Origin of the sequence: Vibrio crassostreae (assembly GCF_041439375.1) — a bacterium.
In the GTDB taxonomy this organism is placed as follows: domain Bacteria; phylum Pseudomonadota; class Gammaproteobacteria; order Enterobacterales; family Vibrionaceae; genus Vibrio; species Vibrio crassostreae_D.
In genome coordinates, this window is the sequence record NZ_JBGONY010000004.1 from 17,149 (window position 1) to 35,939 (window position 18,791).

At 44.8% G+C, this 18,791-nt stretch carries 16 protein-coding genes; 7 read left to right on the plus strand and 9 right to left on the minus strand.

Annotated features, from left to right (window positions below; translation table 11 throughout):
- Positions 1 to 23 precede the first annotated feature (23 nt).
- Positions 24 to 392, plus strand: coding sequence for a PilZ domain-containing protein (locus ACED45_RS03035; RefSeq protein WP_371713293.1), 369 nt, complete (start codon positions 24 to 26; stop codon positions 390 to 392).
- Positions 393 to 441: 49 nt separating this feature from the next.
- Complete coding sequence (locus ACED45_RS03040; protein ID WP_029235086.1) at positions 442 to 1,452, plus strand: M23 family metallopeptidase; 1,011 nt, start codon at positions 442 to 444, stop codon at positions 1,450 to 1,452.
- Positions 1,453 to 1,594: 142 nt separating this feature from the next.
- Here ACED45_RS03040 and tyrA read toward each other — a convergent pair whose 3' ends face one another.
- The 3 genes from tyrA to nagZ form a co-directional block, all read right to left on the minus strand.
- Positions 1,595 to 2,722 (minus strand): bifunctional chorismate mutase/prephenate dehydrogenase, encoded by a 1,128-nt coding sequence (gene tyrA / locus ACED45_RS03045; RefSeq protein WP_371713294.1) that lies wholly within the window; start codon positions 2,720 to 2,722, stop codon positions 1,595 to 1,597.
- 118 nt (positions 2,723 to 2,840) lie between these two features.
- Complete coding sequence (locus ACED45_RS03050) at positions 2,841 to 3,914, minus strand: 3-deoxy-7-phosphoheptulonate synthase (RefSeq protein ID WP_371713295.1); 1,074 nt, start codon at positions 3,912 to 3,914, stop codon at positions 2,841 to 2,843.
- Between the two features lie 246 nt (positions 3,915 to 4,160).
- Positions 4,161 to 5,150: a beta-N-acetylhexosaminidase gene (nagZ, locus tag ACED45_RS03055; RefSeq protein ID WP_371713296.1), complete on the minus strand. Its 990-nt coding sequence runs from the start codon at positions 5,148 to 5,150 to the stop codon at positions 4,161 to 4,163.
- 121 nt (positions 5,151 to 5,271) lie between these two features.
- Here nagZ and ACED45_RS03060 point away from each other — a divergent pair, with 121 nt between their 5' ends.
- Together ACED45_RS03060 and murQ are read left to right on the plus strand one after the other, a co-directional pair.
- The gene (locus tag ACED45_RS03060) at positions 5,272 to 6,387 is read left to right on the plus strand and encodes an anhydro-N-acetylmuramic acid kinase (RefSeq protein ID WP_285955174.1); all 1,116 of its coding nucleotides are present in this window, start codon (positions 5,272 to 5,274) and stop codon (positions 6,385 to 6,387) included.
- 45 nt (positions 6,388 to 6,432) lie between these two features.
- Positions 6,433 to 7,353 (plus strand): N-acetylmuramic acid 6-phosphate etherase, encoded by a 921-nt coding sequence (murQ, locus tag ACED45_RS03065; RefSeq protein WP_048658073.1) that lies wholly within the window; start codon positions 6,433 to 6,435, stop codon positions 7,351 to 7,353.
- Between the two features lie 102 nt (positions 7,354 to 7,455).
- On the opposite strand, the gene ACED45_RS03070 is transcribed toward murQ, so the two are convergent.
- The gene (locus tag ACED45_RS03070; protein ID WP_146490564.1) at positions 7,456 to 7,806 is read right to left on the minus strand and encodes a DUF2799 domain-containing protein; all 351 of its coding nucleotides are present in this window, start codon (positions 7,804 to 7,806) and stop codon (positions 7,456 to 7,458) included.
- Between the two features lie 332 nt (positions 7,807 to 8,138).
- Here ACED45_RS03070 and ACED45_RS03075 point away from each other — a divergent pair, with 332 nt between their 5' ends.
- The 3 genes from ACED45_RS03075 (at position 8,139) to btsR (ending at position 12,421) form a co-directional block, all read left to right on the plus strand.
- Positions 8,139 to 9,629, plus strand: a complete 1,491-nt coding sequence (locus ACED45_RS03075; protein ID WP_371713297.1) for a carbon starvation CstA family protein — start codon at positions 8,139 to 8,141, stop codon at positions 9,627 to 9,629.
- 284 nt (positions 9,630 to 9,913) lie between these two features.
- Positions 9,914 to 11,584 carry a LytS/YhcK type 5TM receptor domain-containing protein gene (locus ACED45_RS03080; protein WP_371713298.1) on the plus strand — a complete coding sequence of 557 codons (1,671 nt, stop codon included), beginning with the start codon at positions 9,914 to 9,916 and terminating at the stop codon, positions 11,582 to 11,584.
- Positions 11,585 to 11,689: 105 nt separating this feature from the next.
- Complete coding sequence (gene btsR, locus ACED45_RS03085) at positions 11,690 to 12,421, plus strand: two-component system response regulator BtsR (protein ID WP_017106772.1); 732 nt, start codon at positions 11,690 to 11,692, stop codon at positions 12,419 to 12,421.
- A 141-nt stretch (positions 12,422 to 12,562) separates the two neighbouring features.
- On the opposite strand, the gene ispH is transcribed toward btsR, so the two are convergent.
- From ispH to ribF, 5 genes are all read right to left on the minus strand, one after another.
- Complete coding sequence (gene ispH / locus ACED45_RS03090; protein WP_146490579.1) at positions 12,563 to 13,519, minus strand: 4-hydroxy-3-methylbut-2-enyl diphosphate reductase; 957 nt, start codon at positions 13,517 to 13,519, stop codon at positions 12,563 to 12,565.
- Between the two features lie 156 nt (positions 13,520 to 13,675).
- Positions 13,676 to 14,107 (minus strand): FKBP-type peptidyl-prolyl cis-trans isomerase, encoded by a 432-nt coding sequence (gene fkpB / locus ACED45_RS03095; RefSeq protein ID WP_102321451.1) that lies wholly within the window; start codon positions 14,105 to 14,107, stop codon positions 13,676 to 13,678.
- A 149-nt stretch (positions 14,108 to 14,256) separates the two neighbouring features.
- The gene (lspA, locus tag ACED45_RS03100) at positions 14,257 to 14,757 is read right to left on the minus strand and encodes a signal peptidase II (RefSeq protein WP_004735054.1); all 501 of its coding nucleotides are present in this window, start codon (positions 14,755 to 14,757) and stop codon (positions 14,257 to 14,259) included.
- A gap of 157 nt (positions 14,758 to 14,914) precedes the next feature.
- Positions 14,915 to 17,773 (minus strand): isoleucine--tRNA ligase, encoded by a 2,859-nt coding sequence (gene ileS, locus ACED45_RS03105; RefSeq protein WP_371713299.1) that lies wholly within the window; start codon positions 17,771 to 17,773, stop codon positions 14,915 to 14,917.
- 63 nt (positions 17,774 to 17,836) lie between these two features.
- The gene (gene ribF / locus ACED45_RS03110; protein WP_017062867.1) at positions 17,837 to 18,772 is read right to left on the minus strand and encodes a bifunctional riboflavin kinase/FAD synthetase; all 936 of its coding nucleotides are present in this window, start codon (positions 18,770 to 18,772) and stop codon (positions 17,837 to 17,839) included.
- Positions 18,773 to 18,791 lie beyond the last annotated feature (19 nt).

Consider the following 18,791-nt stretch of genomic DNA (forward strand, 5'->3'; position numbering starts at 1 on the left):
GCATCGATATAGAGAGATTACTTATGGTTGAAAGACGTCAATTTTCACGAGTTATTTATCAAGTCCCTACTGAGATCTCACAAGGACAAGTAAATATATCAGGCTCAGTGCAAGACTTATCACTCCATGGTTTACTCATTCAATGCAATGAATCAAAACAACTTAGCCATGATGTCCCTGTTCAAGTGAGCTTTAAGCTCGAAAACAGTGATATCAATATTCAGTTAGAAGCAACGATAGTCTCTACCATCAATACCTCAATGCGTTTACGCATAGAGCATTTAGATATTGATAGTATCAGCCACCTTAAGCGACTTGTGGAGCTTAATGTTGGTGACGATGACCTGCTTTATAGAGAGATTGAACACCTTACCGACTTAGGTAGTAAGTGACATCTCCATTACCCTTTTTCTATTAGAAGCATTTAGTTAATACAGAACCATGTCTAAAAAACTATCCATTACTATTCCCTCCAGTCAGGGGGAACAGACGTTTTACTTCGGCCGTAAAGCCGTGCTCATTTGCACTACTGCCATTTTTTCAGTACCGCTATTGATTGGCGGAGCGGCGTACATGCACTTCGAGAGTAAACAAGAACTCGCACTGCAAGCGGGTGATGCCCAACAGTTGATTGAAACACTGATTGTTGAAAAAGAACAAACAGAATTTCTTTATGCTGAGCAAGTAGAAACCAACCATTCGCTATCGCAAACACTGACCGAGAAAGAAGGCACGATTCAGCTACTTGGTAAGCGTGTATTCGATGTGGAATCAGTACTGGGTCTTGCTGATGAAGATCTGCTTACCGATGATATTTCTTTAGAAGATCGCATTGATGCGGCTGCAGTCGATTCAGCAGTAAGAGCCACAATGTTCCGCTTGATTCCAAACGACAGTCCGATGGCTTATCAACGTATATCTTCTTCTTATGGTAGCCGCACTAACCCTATTTCAGGGAAACGCCATGTACATACTGGTATCGATCTAACGTGTAAGCGTGGTGAAGATATTGTCGCGCCCGCAGATGGAGTCATTGAAACGGTACGCCCAAGTAAAAAAGGCTTCGGCAACTTTATTACTATGCGTCACTCGTTTGGTTTCATGAGTTCTTATGCGCACCTACAGAAGTTCAAGGTACGTAGCGGTCAGTTTGTGAGTAAAGGCGATGTGATTGCGAGCTGTGGTAACTCAGGTAACTCAACCGGCCCACACTTACATTATGAAGTACGCTTCCTTGGTCGTTCATTGAACCCTCAATACTTGATGGATTGGACACCTGAGAACTTCAACTACGTATTCGAAAAAGAGAAAAAGGTTAAGTGGGGCCCGCTGGTTCAACTGATTGATAATGTGGTTCGCTTACAGATAAACCTGACGAACGTACCTTACATTAGCTCGACCATCGACACCGTATCGAGTGAAGATAGTAAGAAACCTATTACGACTAACTAGACACGGCTAACTCGAACCTGTTGATTTGGCCTATGATGATCTAATTGCTTTTAGCCTACAGTAGGCCAAATGCTTTCATAGCGTTCAGCACAAACTAAAAGAGCGACCATCAGGTCGCTCTTTTTTATGATTTCAAATCGTATTAACCACGATGAATCGAGTCATGTGCTTGTTTTAGAAGACTTTGGCTCTCTTGCAAGAATTGTTGTGAGTAGTCACCAAACCAATCACTCACTTGGTTGAAGCTCTCAACAAACTTGGCTTTATCTTTGCCATCTAGGATTTCTAGCGCTTCTCCGAAACAGCTATGGAAACGTCGAATCATCTCAATATTCTCATCCGAAGAGAGAATAATGTCACCATACAAGTTCGGGTCTTGAGCAAACAGACGACCAACCATCGCAATCTCAAGTCGGTAGATTGGCGAGCTGAGCTTCAGAAGTTGATCGATGTTCGGATTCTCTTTACTTAAGTGTAAGCCGTAAGCAAAAGAGGTGAAGTGACGAAGTGCTTGAATCAGTGTCATGCCGTGATCGTGTTCAGCAGCATCCATCTGACAAAGACTCGCGCCCCAAATACCAAATTGATTCAGTAGCCATTGATAGCTTTCAGAACCACGACCATCACTGTAAACAATCACCTGTTTAGCAAGGCTTGGAACATCAGGGCCAAACATTGGGTGCAATCCAACCACTGGGCCTTGGTGCATGTTCATCATTGCTTGCAGAGGTTTAGATTTAATTGACGTCAAATCACATAGAATACAATCACTTGGTAGGCTACCTAGCTTTGCAATTACACCTTCAGTCAGATGAATTGGAACGGTCACCACCACAAGACCAGCATTATCTAAGATCTCATCAGCTCTATCCCAATCTTGGCTGCCAAGGATTTTCACTTCGTAGCCAGAAAGCTTAAACATACGGCCAAACAAGCCACCAAGTTGACCATTACCACCAACGATAACCACTGAACGCAATTCTGGGTTAAGGCACTTAAAACCAGAATCTTTTTCGCTGGCATAAGACTCACGCATAGTACGACGCAAAATATCTTCGATTAACTGTGATGGAACCCCTATCTTTTCGGCTTCTTGACGACGAGATGCCAACATCGCAGCTTCACGCTCTGGTACATAAATAGGTAAACCATGTTCACTTTTTACTTCGCCTACTTTCTCTACTAGAGCAAGGCGTTGAGCCAGTAAATCCAACATTTGTTTATCGACAGCATCGATTTGGTCGCGTAATTCGTTCAGTTCAACGGCCATTTTATTCCTTACTAATCTATAAGCCCGTGCCAATCTATAAGCCCACAATCACGCAGGTTCGTTAGCAACAGATCTTAAAATGCCCCATTAGATGAGGCACTTAAATTTAAAACTCTGACTAACCTTTCAAGCGGTTCTCTAAGAACGGGACTAATTCCGTATGTGCATGTTTCAATAGTGCCTCAGTTGAATCCCAATTGATACACGCGTCGGTAATAGAAACGCCGTATTTCATCTCATTGAGAGGTATATCCGAAGATTGGTTTCCTTCGTTAATATGGCTTTCAATCATAAGGCCGATAATCGACTTGTTGCCTTCACGAATTTGGTGAATCACATCTTCTGCAACTAAAGGTTGGCGACGGAAATCTTTACGAGAGTTAGCGTGGCTACAGTCGACCATTAGCGCAGCCTCTAAGCTAGATTTACCCAACTCTTGCTCACATTCGTGTACCGATACTGAATCGTAGTTCGTCTGCTTACCGCCACGTAAAATCACGTGACCATTTGGGTTACCTTGCGTTGTTAGTAGTGCAACTTGACCTTCGCGGCTGATACCCATGAAACGGTGGCTAGAAGAAGCAGCTTGCATTGCATTGATTGCAGTGCCTAGGTTGCCATCGGTACCGTTTTTAAAACCGATTGGCATTGAAAGACCACTTGCCATCTCACGGTGAGTTTGCGATTCGGTCGTACGAGCTCCGATTGCCGCCCAGCTGAATGTATCTGCTAGGTATTGAGGGCTGATTGGATCTAATGCTTCAGTCGCTAGTGGGATTTCCATCTCAGCGAGTTCAACAAGTAGCTCACGGCCAACATGCAGACCATGCTCAATATCGAAAGTGCCGTCTAGATGCGGGTCATTGATCAAACCTTTCCAACCCACAGTGGTTCGAGGCTTCTCAAAGTAAACACGCATAACAATATACAGTTGATCGCTAAGTTGCTCAGATAAGGCTTTTAGGCGTTTCGCGTACTCTTTCGCAGCTTCAATGTCATGGATAGAACATGGGCCACATACAACAAGCATGCGATGATCTTTCTTATGAATGATGTTTGCGATAGTTTGACGAGACTCTTGAATGAAACGACGAGCATTATCACTCAAAGGCAGTTTTGCTTTTAACTCCTCAGGAGTAATCAGTACCTGTTCGTCGATGATATTGACATTGCTTAATTCACTTTTCTGCATAACTCAACCTGTATATTTATCTTTACACCCAACATTTCCATTTGGGCTAGCAATCTTTAAAAACACAATAACAGCTAAAAAAACGATTGCAAGTGTAAACAATAAAAAACATTACGTGTAAATTAAAATTTACACATTAACTTTGACTCACTCTGAGATATAAATAGGTTTAAACCACGGATCACACATACAAAAAAGGCGATATTTATCATATCGCCTTATCTAAAATTATTATGTGTTTATTTATCACTCACTGCCTAGCATTCGTTTAATCGTCTCTGAGGTCGCTTTCCACCTAGCATCTGAGTGAAGCGTCGACAAATCAAAACTATGTTTTTTAAACAATGAGTTGGCTAAAGGCACCTGTTGAATCGCTAAGTGATCAAGAGCTTCAATTTGTGCATCTCGTTTATTACACATCAATATCATGTCACAACCCGCATTCAAGGCCGCTTTTGCTCTGTCGGCTGGTCCGCCCATAATAGCAGCACCTTCCATGGTTAAGTCATCCGAAAATATTAGGCCTTTAAAGCCAAGTTTTTGTCTCAAGACTTTCTGTAGCCAATACTGAGAGCCACTTGCTGGTTGATCATCATAATGAGAGAACACCACATGTGCAGGCATCATGGCATCCAATATTCCGGCTTCAATTTGCGCCTTGAAGATTACCATGTCTGTTTCAAAGATATCGTCTCTAGGGTCATATGGCGTCTCTAAGTGTGAGTCAGCAATTACGCCACCATGTCCAGGGAAGTGCTTTCCTGTTGTAGCCATACCAACCGACTTCATGCCTTTGATGAAAGCGCTGCTATGACGAACAATGGTATCAATATCTTCACCAAACGCTCGGCTACCAATCGCTTTGCAGTCGTGACCTTTATCTAATACCGGTGCAAAACTCAGATCGATATCATGGGCAATCAATTCCGCCGCCATCAGCCAGCCGGCCTGTTCTGCTAACTGCTCACCATTATTCTTAGTCGCAAATTCCTGAGCAGCTGGGATAATTGAAAAGCCGTCACGAAAACGCTGTACTCGTCCGCCTTCTTGGTCAACGCCGATTAAAATAGGACGTTTTGCAACTTTGCGAATCTCTTTATTTAACGCCGATAACTGTTTGCTATCGTGGTAGTTTCGAGCAAATAAGATGAGACCACCAACGGTTGGGTGCTCCAAAATTTCTCTGTCTTCAGCTGTCAGCTCGTAGCCTGCAACATCAACCCACAACGGTCCCATATTTATCCCTTATTAAACCTAATTTCGTAAACTTCCCGAGATTATTCTCTTTAAATTTGCTTTACAATGTTTTTAAACCAATCTGTGGAAGACTTTAGGAATGCAGCGCAAGAGCTTAGGAATGGATCATAAAGAACTGTATATCGGTGTGATGTCAGGCACGAGTATGGACGGTGTTGATACTGCCTTAGTTTCGATTGAAGATACGCAAATCACATTGCTTGCTCATGATGAGTTCCCTATGCCTGATGACCTCAAAGCGCGTCTGCTGGAGGTTTGTATTGGTCAGAAAACGGATTTGATTGCTATTGGTGAGCTAGACCACCAGCTTGGCCATCTGTTTGCTGATGCGGTTCTACAACTTCTCGACAAGTCAGACACACCTGCATCTTCTGTGACTGCGATTGGTAATCATGGCCAAACAGTGTTTCATCAGCCAACAGGCGAATCTCCATTTACCATGCAGCTGGGTGATGCCAACATCATTGCCGCTAAAACACAGATTCAAACCGTCGCTGACTTCAGACGTAAAGACATGGCATTAGGCGGACAAGGTGCACCGTTAGTCCCCGCCTTCCACCATACAATTTTCCACCCGCAAGACAGCTCGGTTGTGGTGTTGAATATTGGTGGTATCTCGAATATTTCAGTGCTGCGCCCGAATCAGCCAACACTTGGTTATGATACAGGCCCAGGGAATATGTTGATGGACGCTTGGGTTGATAAACACACGGGCGAGAAGTTTGACCGTGATGCGCAATTCGCACTTAAAGGTCAACTCAATCAAGCCTTGCTCGAACAGCTGTTAAATGAATCTTATCTATCTCAAATGCCACCGAAAAGTACCGGCAGAGAGCTGTTCAACCTACCCTGGCTAGAGCAACAGCTTACAGAATTTAAAGATCTTACGGCAGAAGATGTTCAGTGCACGCTTTGTGAATACACCGCATTGACGATAGCCAATGAAGTGAAAGCTTATCGCTTGGGTAACCAACCTGCACTGTATGTGTGTGGCGGTGGTACAAGAAACCCATTGTTGATGAAGAGATTGTCCGAACTGCTTCCAAGTTGGGATGTTGACTCAACGACCAGTAAAGGCGTTGATGCCGATTACATGGAAGCGATGGCTTTTGCGTGGCTTGCTCAACGTCATGTTCATCAACTGCCAAGCAATTTGCCCGAAGTGACTGGCGCAAGCAGAGCGGCCTCTCTAGGCGTTCTCTATCGTGCTGACTAAACCATTTTAGAACCATCATTTTAGAATCACCATTTAAGGATCATTATGAGTAACGACGCTCTCATATCAGCGCTCTCGCACCTCGTTTCGGAGGGGAGAAACCCTGATACTATGGATATTGATCTGCTCACCTCTCTCGAAGTGGTTGAAAAGATTAACCAACAAGACAAACAAGTCCCACTGGCGATTGAAGCGGAACTGCCGCAGATCGCGAAAGCGGTAGATAAAATTGCTCATGCCTTTCAAAACGGTGGTCGACTGATTTATATGGGCGCAGGCACCAGTGGTCGATTAGGTGTGTTAGACGCATCAGAATGCCCGCCGACTTTCGGCGTCTCAGACAAGATGGTTATCGGCCTAATCGCTGGCGGACCAGAGGCGATTTTAAAAGCTAAAGAAGGCGCAGAAGACTCGCTAACTCTCGGTATTGAAGATCTGAAAGCGATTCAATTTTCAGAAAATGATGTTGTGGTGGGTATAGCTGCCAGTGGTCGCACACCTTACGTGATTGGTGCACTCAACTATGCCAATCAACTTGGCGCGGTGACCGTTGCATTATCTTGTAACCCTGACTCTCCAATTGCTGAAATCGCTCAAATCGCAATTAGCCCGGTGGTTGGCCCAGAAGCATTGACTGGTTCAACACGCCTCAAATCAGGTACAGCACAAAAGCTGGTGCTTAATATGCTGACGACTGCCAGCATGATTCGCATTGGTAAAAGCTACCAAAATCTGATGGTCGACGTAAAAGCAACCAATGAAAAGTTGGTTGCCCGCGCTGCTCGTATCGTTATCCAAGCAACTGAGTGCGACAAAGCACTGGCAGTCTCGACACTTAAAACGACTGATTACGATGTGAAGTTGTCTATTTTGATGATTCTAACAGGGCTAGATTTAGAATTGGCCAAGGCTCAGCTTGATAAGCAAAATGGCTTCTTGAGAAAAGCAGTCGAGAATAATCAATAGTCTGCTTCTGCTGTTGACTGTTACTATCGCTACATACAAAAAGACCAGTGCACATGCGGTACTGGTCTTTTTTAGTTTTAATTTTTTATCGCTAGCTTAGGCTTAATAGTCGTTTGAGAACTCATCCCAGCCACGTTGCCATTCCATACGGAAACGTTGAGCGTCTTCCGTACCAGAACACACGCCTTCATACACCTGACCAGATAAACCAATCTGATAAGCATGGTTCGGATTACAATATTCAGCCACACCTAGGTGGTAACCTTCTGTGTAACTCGCTTGATCGACTGCGCCAAGCTCAGTCATCTCTGAATACGAACGTTGAGTGTGGCCTTTGATACCATCACGATAGCCAATCTCTTGCCAATTGCCTTCAGCTGCTAAATCTTGAACATTGGCGCTGCATCCTGCAAGGCTAAATGCCACGGCGAATAGTGCGATTATTTTTTTCATTTCAGTCCTTTATATTTACCTAGCCACTTCCTGACGAAGCGTTGCATTTGTGGTGATTCTCCGCTGAACACTGGCTGATGTCCACTTATGTCTGTTATCTGCCACTGATATCTATTGGTTACCGCTTAAAGCTGATAAATCACCACTTACCAGAAGCAAGACACATCTCAACATGAATAACCAACCGCTCTGCAAACGTAACAAACCACTCAATCAGTTATAACACCACTTAATTGACTATTCGACCACTCACTCTCATAGCGGAAGTTTCTTCTCATACACTCCTCTAATATACACCCTGACTTAATTAATACATTCAGGGATAACAAATTATGATGTGGTTTCTTACCTGTGTTGCAGCACTCATTGGTGGCTACTTTATTTACGGTGCCTTTATCGAGAAAATTTTCGGTATCAATGAAAAGCGTCAAACACCCGCTCACACTAAGCAAGATGGCGTGGACTACGTTCCAATGTCGACGCCAAAGGTTTACCTAGTTCAGCTGCTTAACATTGCAGGTGTCGGTCCAATCTTCGGCCCTATCATGGGTGCCCTTTATGGTCCGGCAGCGATGCTTTGGATCGTGCTAGGTTGTATCTTCGCAGGTGCGGTACACGACTATTTCTCAGGAATGTTATCTATCCGTAACGGCGGTGCTTCAGTTCCAACCATCACTGGACGTTACCTAGGCAATGGCGCAAAACACTTTATGAACATCTTTGCCATTGTTCTACTGCTTCTAGTTGGTGTGGTATTCGTATCTGCTCCTGCAGGCATGATCACTAACCTAGTGAACGACCAAACTGATTTCGTAATGTCTACGAGCACCATGGTTGTCATCATCTTTGCTTACTACATCATCGCAACGATTGTCCCTGTCGATAAAATCATTGGTCGCTTCTACCCACTGTTCGGTGCACTGCTTATCTTTATGTCTGTTGGCCTAATCACTGCGATTGGTCTATCTGACGAGCACCAAATCATGGGTGGCTTCGAGATGAAAGACATGTTCACTAACATGAACCCTAACGATCTACCGCTTTGGCCAGCTCTATTCATCACCATCGCTTGTGGTGCTATCTCTGGCTTCCACGCAACTCAGTCTCCACTAATGGCGCGTTGCATGGAAAACGAGAAAAATGGTCGCTTCGTATTCTACGGTGCAATGATTGGTGAAGGCATCATCGCTCTAATCTGGTGTGCGCTTGCTCTGTCATTCTTCGGTTCAGTTGAGTCTTTGTCTGACGCGATTGCAAACGGCGGCCCTGGTAACGTGGTATACAGCGCTTCATTTGGCCTACTGGGTGTATTTGGCGGTATCCTTGCTTTCCTTGGCGTGGTTATCCTACCTATCACTTCTGGTGATACAGCGTTCCGTTCAAGCCGTCTTATCCTTGCTGAATACTTCAACATGGAACAGAAGACACTGCGTAACCGCCTACTGATGGCTCTACCACTGTTCGTTATCGGTGGCATCCTGACTCAAGTAGACTTCGGCATCATCTGGCGCTACTTCGGTTTTGCTAACCAATCAACAGCAGTCATGATGCTATGGACAGCTTCAGCTTACCTACTTCGTCACAATAAACTGCACTGGGTAACAACGGTTCCAGCTGTGTTCATGACATCTGTATGTATCACATTCATCCTGAACAACAGCCAACTGGGCTTCGGTCTACCAATGCAGCTTTCAACAATCATCGGCGTAGTGAGTGCATTCGGAATTGCGGCTTACGTTATCAAAATTTCAAAAGGCAAAGGCGATATCGACCTTGCTGATGAAGAAGAAAAAGAAGCAAAAGGCGTCACCAAAACCGCCTAGTTCTTTCAGACTCTTGAGAACAAGAGACACCTCTTCATAGAGAGACGAAAGAACAAGCCAAACACACTTCGCTTGCTCCCGTAATCACCCAGTGATTCGTGGAAATTAAGACTAAAGCCCGTCCTCTGTGATGGGCTTTACTGTATCTCAGCATTAGTACATCAATATTGGTATCTCCACCTGACAAGCAATCGTCACTCGATATAACCAACGAAAACACAAGCAAAGCTACCGTTACCACGCAATGAGCTTTACACTTAACCAGCGTCTCAATAGGTGAAAATATGGAACTCATTCTCTCTCTGCTGCAACAAACCTGTGTTTACTTAGTAATTGCTTACATGCTAAGTAAAACTCCACTGATTCTCCCTTTGTTGAGCATCTCTTCACGCTTAAGTCATAAAGTCAGCTGTTATGTTCTGTTTTCTCTGTTCTGTATTATGGGCACCTATTTTGGACTGCAGATTAATGACGCGATAGCCAATACGCGCGCGATGGGTGCGGTCATGGGTGGTCTATTTGGCGGCCCTGTCGTTGGCTTTGCCGTCGGCTTTACTGGCGGTATTCACCGTTACTCATTAGGCGGATTCACAGACTTGGCTTGTGCTATTTCCACCACAGCTGAAGGCTTGATTGGCGGCCTATTGCACGTTTATCTCGTCAGAAAGAACAAAGCGAGCCAGCTGTTTAATCCATTGGTGGTTTTCTCTGTTACCTTGTTTGCAGAGATTATTCAGATGCTGATTCTGTTAGCGGTCGCGAAACCATTTGAGCAGTCCTATGCGCTAGTCTCCGATATTGCCGCGCCAATGATCATTGCTAACTCGGTCGGTGCAGCGCTGTTCATGAGCATCATCCAAGACCGAAAAACCATCTTCGAAAAATACTCGGCTACCTTCTCACGCCGCGCATTAACCATCGCAGAGCGTTCGGTAGGTATTTTGCATGGTGGGTTCAATTCCGATAACGCACAAAAAATCGTACGTATCGTTTATGAAGAGACCAATGTTGGTGCGGTAGCGATTACCGACAGAGAAAAAATTCTCGCGTTCGTCGGCATTGGTGATGAACACCATATTCCAAATACCCCAATTTCATCACAAAGCACACTCACTTCGATGGAACAGAACGACATCATCTACCTTGATGGTAAAGAGAACCCATACCAATGCTCCTTGTCGCAGGATTGTAAATTGGGCTCAGCTCTGATTATTCCACTCCGCGCGGGTAACGAAGTGGTCGGCACCATTAAACTGTATGAGCCAAAGCTAAAACTATTCTCGACCATCAATATGTCGATGGGTGAAGGTATCGCTCAGCTATTATCGAGCCAGATCCTATTTAGCAACTATCAGCAACAACAGACGCTACTGACACAAGCGGAAATCAAGCTGCTGCACGCTCAGGTTAACCCACACTTCTTGTTCAATGCGCTTAACACCATCAGCGCAGTAACACGCCGTGACCCAGATAAAGCTCGAGAGTTGATTCAGCACCTATCTCACTTCTTTAGAAGCAACCTAAAGCAGAACATCAACACCGTGAAGCTCAAAGACGAGCTGGCACACGTCAACGCTTACCTGACCATAGAGAAAGCACGCTTTACCGATCGACTAGAAGTGGAATGGGATATCGCCCCGCAGTTGTATGAATCTCAATTGCCGAGCTTTACCCTGCAACCGCTGGTAGAAAACGCCATCAAACATGGGATTTCAAACATGTTGGAAGGCGGCAAAGTGAAGATCTATAGCGAAGCTTTCGAGGGTGGATTCAAGTTAACCGTTGAAGACAACGCGGGTAATTATCAGAAGCCATCTCAAGATCACGTAGGATTAGGTATGGAAATTGTTGACAAACGACTCACTAATTTCTTTGGACAAGATTCAGCACTAAAAATAGAATCTCAGCCACAGCAATTTACTCGAATGAGCTTTATCATACCTATACTAAAATAATGGTATTTTCGGAGACAAATCGCTCCGAGTTGAAACAATTAGAAGCAGACATTTAAAAGATAAGCGTGAATCAAGCAGGGATAGAACCAAGATGAAGATTGTAGGATGTTAAAGGCATTAGTTGTCGATGATGAGCTTTTTGCTCGCGAAGAACTGATTGAGCTGCTAACCGAAACCGGTGAAGTGGAAATCATTGGCCAAGCGAGTAACGCGATCGAAGGACTGAAACAGATCAATCTACTCAAGCCTGATGTCGTGTATTTGGATATCCAAATGCCGCAGGTTACCGGGATTGAACTGTTAAGCATGCTTGACCCAGACACCATGCCTTACGTGGTATTCGTTACCGCCTACGACCAATATGCGATTCAAGCCTTTGAAGATAACGCATTTGATTACCTACTTAAGCCAGTCGAGCCTTGTCGATTAAACAAGAGCGTTTGTCGTCTAAATAAAGTCATCAAACAAAACCAGAAAGCACCAGAACAGAACATCTCAGCGATTGCTCCCTGCCACTTAGAGCAGATTCCGTGTATTGGTCATAACCGCATTGTGATAATGGCAAGCCAAACGGTCGAGTGCGCCTATTCCGATATCAGTGGTGTGCATGTTCGTAGCTCATCGCAAACCGCGACCTCACAGTTAACGCTAAAGATCTTGGAAGAAAAAACCGATTTGATCCGCTGTCATCGCCAATATTTGATCAACATAAAATCGATCCAAGAGATCAAACTGCTAGAGAATGGATTAGCGGAGATCATTACCCTTACTGGCTTTGAAGTCCCTGTTAGCCGTCGTTACTTAAAGACTTTAAAAGAGCAACTCGGTCTCCAGTAACGAGTTAGAAGTTCGACGCCTTGTTCCAAAGTACGATCAAAAAAGCCAACGTATCAACGTTGGCTTTTTACTGTTTGCAAATCGATAGTGTTTACAAATCGATAGTGTTTGCGAATCGATCTTGTCACCAATCAATAGCGATTAGTCGACTTGCTTAATCTGCAGCTCTTTCGGCACTTCGAAGAACATGTTCTCTTCACGACCTTGAATCTCTTCAACCTCGGTAGCACCCAGCTCACGAATACGATCTAAGATTTGGTTTACTAACTCTTCAGGAGCAGAAGCACCGGCTGTTACACCGATTTTCTTTTTGCCTTCAACCCACTCGGTTTGAATGTCTTCAGGACAGTCAGTTAGGTAGCCTGGCGTGCCTAGCTTCTCAGCCAGCTCTTTTAGGCGAGTTGAGTTAGATGAGTTCTTAGAACCAACAACAATCACTACATCAACGTCATTCGCCATCTCACGCACGGCATCTTGACGGTTTTGAGTCGCATAACAGATGTCGTCTTTACGAGGGCCTTGAATCTCAGGGAATACACGACGCAACTCTTCAATTACATCTGCCGTTTCATCAACAGACAAGGTAGTTTGGCTAACATAGTGCAGGTTACTCGGATCGTTCACCACTAGATTCTGTACGTCCTCTGGTCTTTCAACCAAGTACATACCACCAGTTTGGCTCGCGTACTGACCCATAGTGCCTTCCACTTCAGGGTGACCCGCGTGGCCAATCAGTACTACTTCCATATGTTTGCGGCTCGCACGAGCAACCTCCATATGAACTTTAGTCACCAAAGGACACGTCGCATCGAATACCGTTAACTCACGCTCTTTCGCTTCTTTACGAACCGCTTGAGAAACACCGTGAGCCGAGAAGATCACGATGTTGTCGTCTGGTACTTCACTCAGTTCTTCGACAAAAATAGCACCACGCTGTTTGAGCCCCTCAACAACAAAGCGGTTGTGTACCACTTCATGGCGAACATAGATCGGTGGCTGATACATTTCGAGTGCACGCTCTACGATGCTGATCGCACGATCGACACCGGCACAAAAGCCACGAGGGTTAGCTAACATTATTTTCATTTCATTGCTCATCATTTACCGCGGTACTAAGGTTGTTTCTATAGAGTTCGCCGTCAGCGAGGTTCGCATTCTACAGTGAAGCGCCTAGACAGTGAAGCTCTGGGTGACATCACAGCTGTAAGGCTATCTTGTTCTAGCGTGAAGACAGCTATTCTAACGTTAAGATAGTTATTCTACCGCTAAGATGTTGACGTCAAACGTAACGTCTTGACCAGCAAGTGGGTGGTTAAAATCAACCGTCACTGAATCACCTGCGATGTCAGTAATAATCCCTGGGATTTCCATACCGTCAGGACCAGAGAATGCCATGATAGTGCCCACTTCAACTTCAGAATCGCCAACAAACTTAGCACGATCCATATAGTGAATATGATCAGGGTTTGGCATACCAAACGCGTCTTCTGCTTTCAGTTCGATAGACTTTTCAGTTCCAGCTTCAAGTCCGAGTAAGCACGCTTCAAAGTTCTCACTTAGGCTGCCATCGCCCATGACGAACTTTGCTGGTTTGCCCATATTTTCCGTACTATCGGCAACTGAACCATCCTTCATTTTAATCGTAAAATGTAGAGTTACTGCTGAATCATTTTTAATTGCTGCCACGTTACTTTCCTTAGATTTCTTTATTATTTGAAAACGCAATTTGCTTCGCTCTCATATTACTTGCAGCATAAAAAAAAGCGCCGTCGGAATCAACCGACAGCGCTTAGGGCTATTCTATTCTGTGAGTCATAGACTGACTTTGAGGCAAGCTATTTGCTTTCGTCTTTCTTACGGAAACCATCTAAGATGATCATCGCAGCACCGATACAGATTCCCATATCCGCTAAGTTAAATGCAGGCCAGTGGTAAGTGCCCCAGTAGAAGTCTAAGTAATCGACAACAAAGCCATGTACGACTCGGTCAAACACATTACCTACTGCGCCACCAATGATGATCGCATAAGCAATGTTATTCCACTTCTCTGCTGCTGGTAGTTTGCTCATCCAGTACGTCAGCATGCCTGTTACCGCAAAGGCGATACCCGTAAATAACCAACGCTGCCAACCACTTTGATCACTCAAGAAGCTAAACGCTGCACCGTAGTTATGCACATACAGAAAGTTAAAGAATGGCAGCACCTCAATACGGTTTGCCCAGCCATAACCCATATTGTCCATGACAAAGAGTTTAATGCCGATATCAGCCAAGAAGACCAATAGAGCCAGCCATAACCAACGTACACCAGATTGTTTTAACGAAACTTCACTCATTTCAATTCCTAGTATTTACGAAGTTGATATTCATTGTTAGTCACCTTAAGTGGCTTTGATTACCGACTTGGTTAAACACATTTCCTATAACTAAAAATAACCCCAGTTGATACTGGGGCTATGATTTTTACAAAAAGTTCAGTCTTTCTCTGAGTCGTTATGCGAACTTACGCACTTCGCCTTCACCGTCGATGTTCGACACACAACGACCACAAACTTTCTCGTGACCTTCGATAGTGCCTACATCTGGAGTGTGGTGCCAGCAACGATCACACTTCTCAGCTTCAGTAGCTGCAACTTCAACGAATAGACCAGCAACGTCTGTCGCTTGCGCTGCATCAGACTTCTCGCTCAGTGGCTTAACAACAGCTGCAGAAGTGATAAGTACGAAACGTAGTTCATCTTCTAGCTTGTTGATTTTCGCCGCTAGTGCGTCGTCAGCGTATAGAGTAACTTCAGCTTGCAGTGCACCACCGATCGTTTTCTCTTTACGAGCATCTTCAAGAAGCTTATTCACTGCGCCACGAACAGATTGGATTTCAGTCCAGAATTCGTTGCTTAGCTCTTCGCCTTCAGCAAGACCAAATAGACCTTCGAACCACTCACCTGTGAATACGAACGTGTCGCGCTCACCCGGCATTTCATTCCAGATTTCATCTGCAGTGAACGACATGATAGGTGCCATCCAACGAACGAGAGCTTCTACGATGTAGTAAAGCGCAGTCTGACAGCTACGTTGAGCATGGCTGCCCTGCTTCGCTGTGTACTGACGGTCTTTAATTACGTCTAGGTAGAAAGAACCCATTTCGATAGAACAGAACTGCATTAGACGTTGAGTCACACCGTGAGTATTGTACTCGCCGTATGCTTTAACAATCTCTTCTTGTGCAGCTTGAGCACGGCCAACAGCCCAGCGATCAAGTGCAACCATCTCTTCAGCAGGTACTAGGTCAGTTTCAGGGTTGAAACCGTTCAAGTTCGCTAGGAAGAAACGAGCCGTGTTACGAATACGACGGTAAGCATCCGCTGAACGCTTCAGGATTTCATCAGAAACCGCAACTTCACCTGTGTAGTCTGTAGAAGCAACCCATAGACGCAGGATATCTGCACCTAGCTTGTTGGTTACATCTTTAGGTGCAACAACGTTACCGATAGATTTCGACATCTTACGGCCGTTACCATCCACCACGAAACCGTGTGTTAGTACTTGCTTGTATGGTGCTTCGTCTTTCATCGCGATAGATGAAATTAGAGAAGACTGGAACCAGCCACGGTGTTGGTCTGAACCTTCAAGGTAAAGATCAGCACTGTGAGTGCGCTCTTCGTTCGGGAAGTTGTACTCTTCGCGAGAATCAACAACAGAGAAGTGCGTAACACCTGAGTCGAACCATACGTCTAGCGTATCCATTACTTTTTCGTACTTATCAGCGTCTTCTGCGCCCATAAGTTCAGCAGCGTCTACATCCCACCAAGCTTGAATGCCTTTCTCTTCAACTAGCTTCGCAACTTTTTCAATAAGCGCTGGGCTTTCTGGGTGAAGTTCTGCTGTTTCTTTATGAACAAACAGAGCAATTGGCACACCCCAAGTACGTTGACGAGAGATACACCACTCAGGGCGACCTTCAACCATACCTTCGATACGGCTTTGACCCCATTCAGGCAACCACTCAACACTCTTGATTGACTCTAGTGCTTTTGCACGTAGGCCAGCTTGATCCATAGAGATGAACCATTGTGGTGTTGCACGGAAGATGATTGGAGTTTTGTGTCTCCAACAGTGTGGGTAGCTGTGCTCGTATGCGTGGTGATGCAGAAGTGCACCTTTCTCTTTTAGAACTTCTAAAACAGAGTCGTTCGCTTTGAATACATGCTGACCAGCAAATAGCTCAGTATCTGGCAGGTAAACGCCGTTTGAACCAACTGGGTTAGCGATTTCTAGGTTGTACTTCTTACCAACCACGAAATCCTCTTGACCGTGGCCAGGCGCAGTGTGAACCACACCAGTACCTGAATCCGTTGTCACGTGGTCACCAAGAACAGCAGGAACAGTAAAATCGTAGAACGGGTGGTTGAACTGAGAAAGCTCAAGATCAGCACCTGTAGCAAAACCAAGGTTATGGAAATGCTCGATACCTGCACGGTCCATTACGTCTTTTGCTAATTCAGAAGCAACAACGATACGTTGAGCAGGCAGGTCGCCATTCGCTTCAACTTGGATAAGCACGTATTCAAGATCATCACGTAGACATACTGCGCGGTTCGCCGGCAGAGTCCATGGTGTTGTCGTCCAGATAACGATTGAAATTTCGCCTTGACCCGCATGACCTTCAGCTAGAGTAAATTTCTCTAGAAGTGCCGCTTCGTCAGCTGCAGTAAATTTCACATCAATAGATGGAGAAACTTTATCTTTATATTCAACTTCAGCTTCAGCCAGAGCAGAACCACAGTCAGTACACCAGTGAACTGGTTTGAAACCTTTAAGAAGGTGACCTTTGTCTGCGATTTTACCTAGAGAACGAATGATGTTCGCTTCAGTGCCAAAATCCATAGTGCGGTAAGGTTTGTCCCACTCGCCCATGATACCAAGACGTTTGAAGCTCTCTTTCTGACCTTCAACTTGACCCGCAGCGTACTTACGACACTCTTCGCGGAATTCAGCAGCCGAAATCTTCTGACCAGGCTTACCTTTCTTCTTCTCAACCATTAACTCGATCGGAAGACCGTGACAGTCCCAACCAGGGATGTACGGTGCATCAAAACCAGAAAGGGTCTTAGATTTGATAATAATGTCTTTAAGAATCTTATTCAGCGCGTGGCCAATGTGAATGTCGCCGTTCGCGTATGGAGGGCCATCATGCAGTACGAAAGATTTTTTACCTTTCTTTGCCTTACGGATTTCGCCGTAAAGATCTTCTTTGTACCAACGCTTCAGCATTTCTGGCTCACGATTTGCCAGATTGCCGCGCATTGGGAACCCTGTTTCTGGTAAGTTCAGGGTATCTTTATAATCACTCATCGATTCTTAATTCCGTTATATTGGGCGAAGTTAGACATTATGTTAATCGGTGGAATCATCCGATTAATTCTTTAGCTGAAGCAGCCACACCCTTGCGGCTTCAGCATCCAATTCTATTTGATTCTTTAGTGCGTCGAACGATTCAAATTTTATCTCGTCGCGCAGTTTGTGCAAAAGTCGTACTTCTAACTGTTTACCATATAAATTGGCTTTAAAGTCAAAAAAGTGCACTTCTAATTGCTGCCTTACCCCATTAACTGTTGGTCGTTGTCCAATATTAGCAACGCCACCGACAGGAACACCATCGATATCCAAAGCTTCAACAACATACACTCCCGATACAGGAGAAACACAACGCTTTAATGGAATATTAGCGGTAGGGAAACCGATAGTTCTCCCTAGTTTTCGACCATGGGACACTCGACCACTAATACTGTAATCACGCCCTAGCATGGTAGCACTTGCAGCCAAGTCATCGACCGCTAACGCATTTCGTATCTCAGTACTACTTACTCGTAATTGGTTTAAGCAATAGCTTTGGGTGCTTACCACCTCAAAACCGTACTTCTCGCCCGCCTCTTTGAGCATAGCGAAATTACCAGTGCGACCTTTACCAAAGCAAAAATCGTCACCAACCACCAAGAACTTCACACCAAGCTTATCAACCAAAAGATCTTTAATGAATGCTTCTGCGGATAAACTTGCAAAATACTGATTAAAATTGACACACAATAAGCGACTGATATCTAGCTTACTCAGTTGCACGTATTTGTCTCGTAAGCGAGTTAAACGTGCTGGCGCTCTATCTCGGGCAAACAGCTCCATAGGCTGCGGTTCAAACGTCATAACAACAGAAGGTAGCCCTAATGCTGCAGCTTGTTTAGAAACCTGACTCAGAACCTCTTGATGTCCTAAATGAACACCATCGAAGTTACCTATGGTTAATACACAGCCATGATGCTGCGCTTTAATATTGTGTATACCTCGGATCAGTTCCATTATGATCAGCTAAAACCTG

Excerpts from the sequence above, each read along its gene's own strand:
- lspA (WP_004735054.1), bottom strand. The coding sequence starts at position 14,757 with ATGAGTGAAGTTTCGTTAAAACAATCTGGTGTACGTTGGTTATGGCTG.
- ACED45_RS03035 (WP_371713293.1), top strand. The coding sequence starts at position 24 with ATGGTTGAAAGACGTCAATTTTCACGAGTTATTTATCAAGTCCCTACT.
- nagZ (WP_371713296.1), bottom strand. The coding sequence starts at position 5,150 with ATGGGACCGTTGTGGGTTGATGTTGCAGGCTACGAGCTGACAGCTGAA.
- ACED45_RS03070 (WP_146490564.1), bottom strand. The coding sequence starts at position 7,806 with ATGAAAAAAATAATCGCACTATTCGCCGTGGCATTTAGCCTTGCAGGA.
- ileS (WP_371713299.1), bottom strand. The coding sequence starts at position 17,773 with ATGAGTGATTATAAAGATACCCTGAACTTACCAGAAACAGGGTTCCCA.
- tyrA (WP_371713294.1), bottom strand. The coding sequence starts at position 2,722 with ATGGCCGTTGAACTGAACGAATTACGCGACCAAATCGATGCTGTCGAT.
- ribF (WP_017062867.1), bottom strand. The coding sequence starts at position 18,772 with ATGGAACTGATCCGAGGTATACACAATATTAAAGCGCAGCATCATGGC.
- ACED45_RS03060 (WP_285955174.1), top strand. The coding sequence starts at position 5,272 with ATGGATCATAAAGAACTGTATATCGGTGTGATGTCAGGCACGAGTATG.
- ACED45_RS03050 (WP_371713295.1), bottom strand. The coding sequence starts at position 3,914 with ATGCAGAAAAGTGAATTAAGCAATGTCAATATCATCGACGAACAGGTA.
- ACED45_RS03075 (WP_371713297.1), top strand. The coding sequence starts at position 8,139 with ATGATGTGGTTTCTTACCTGTGTTGCAGCACTCATTGGTGGCTACTTT.
- ispH (WP_146490579.1), bottom strand. The coding sequence starts at position 13,519 with ATGAGCAATGAAATGAAAATAATGTTAGCTAACCCTCGTGGCTTTTGT.
- ACED45_RS03080 (WP_371713298.1), top strand. The coding sequence starts at position 9,914 with ATGGAACTCATTCTCTCTCTGCTGCAACAAACCTGTGTTTACTTAGTA.
- btsR (WP_017106772.1), top strand. The coding sequence starts at position 11,690 with ATGTTAAAGGCATTAGTTGTCGATGATGAGCTTTTTGCTCGCGAAGAA.
- ACED45_RS03040 (WP_029235086.1), top strand. The coding sequence starts at position 442 with ATGTCTAAAAAACTATCCATTACTATTCCCTCCAGTCAGGGGGAACAG.
- murQ (WP_048658073.1), top strand. The coding sequence starts at position 6,433 with ATGAGTAACGACGCTCTCATATCAGCGCTCTCGCACCTCGTTTCGGAG.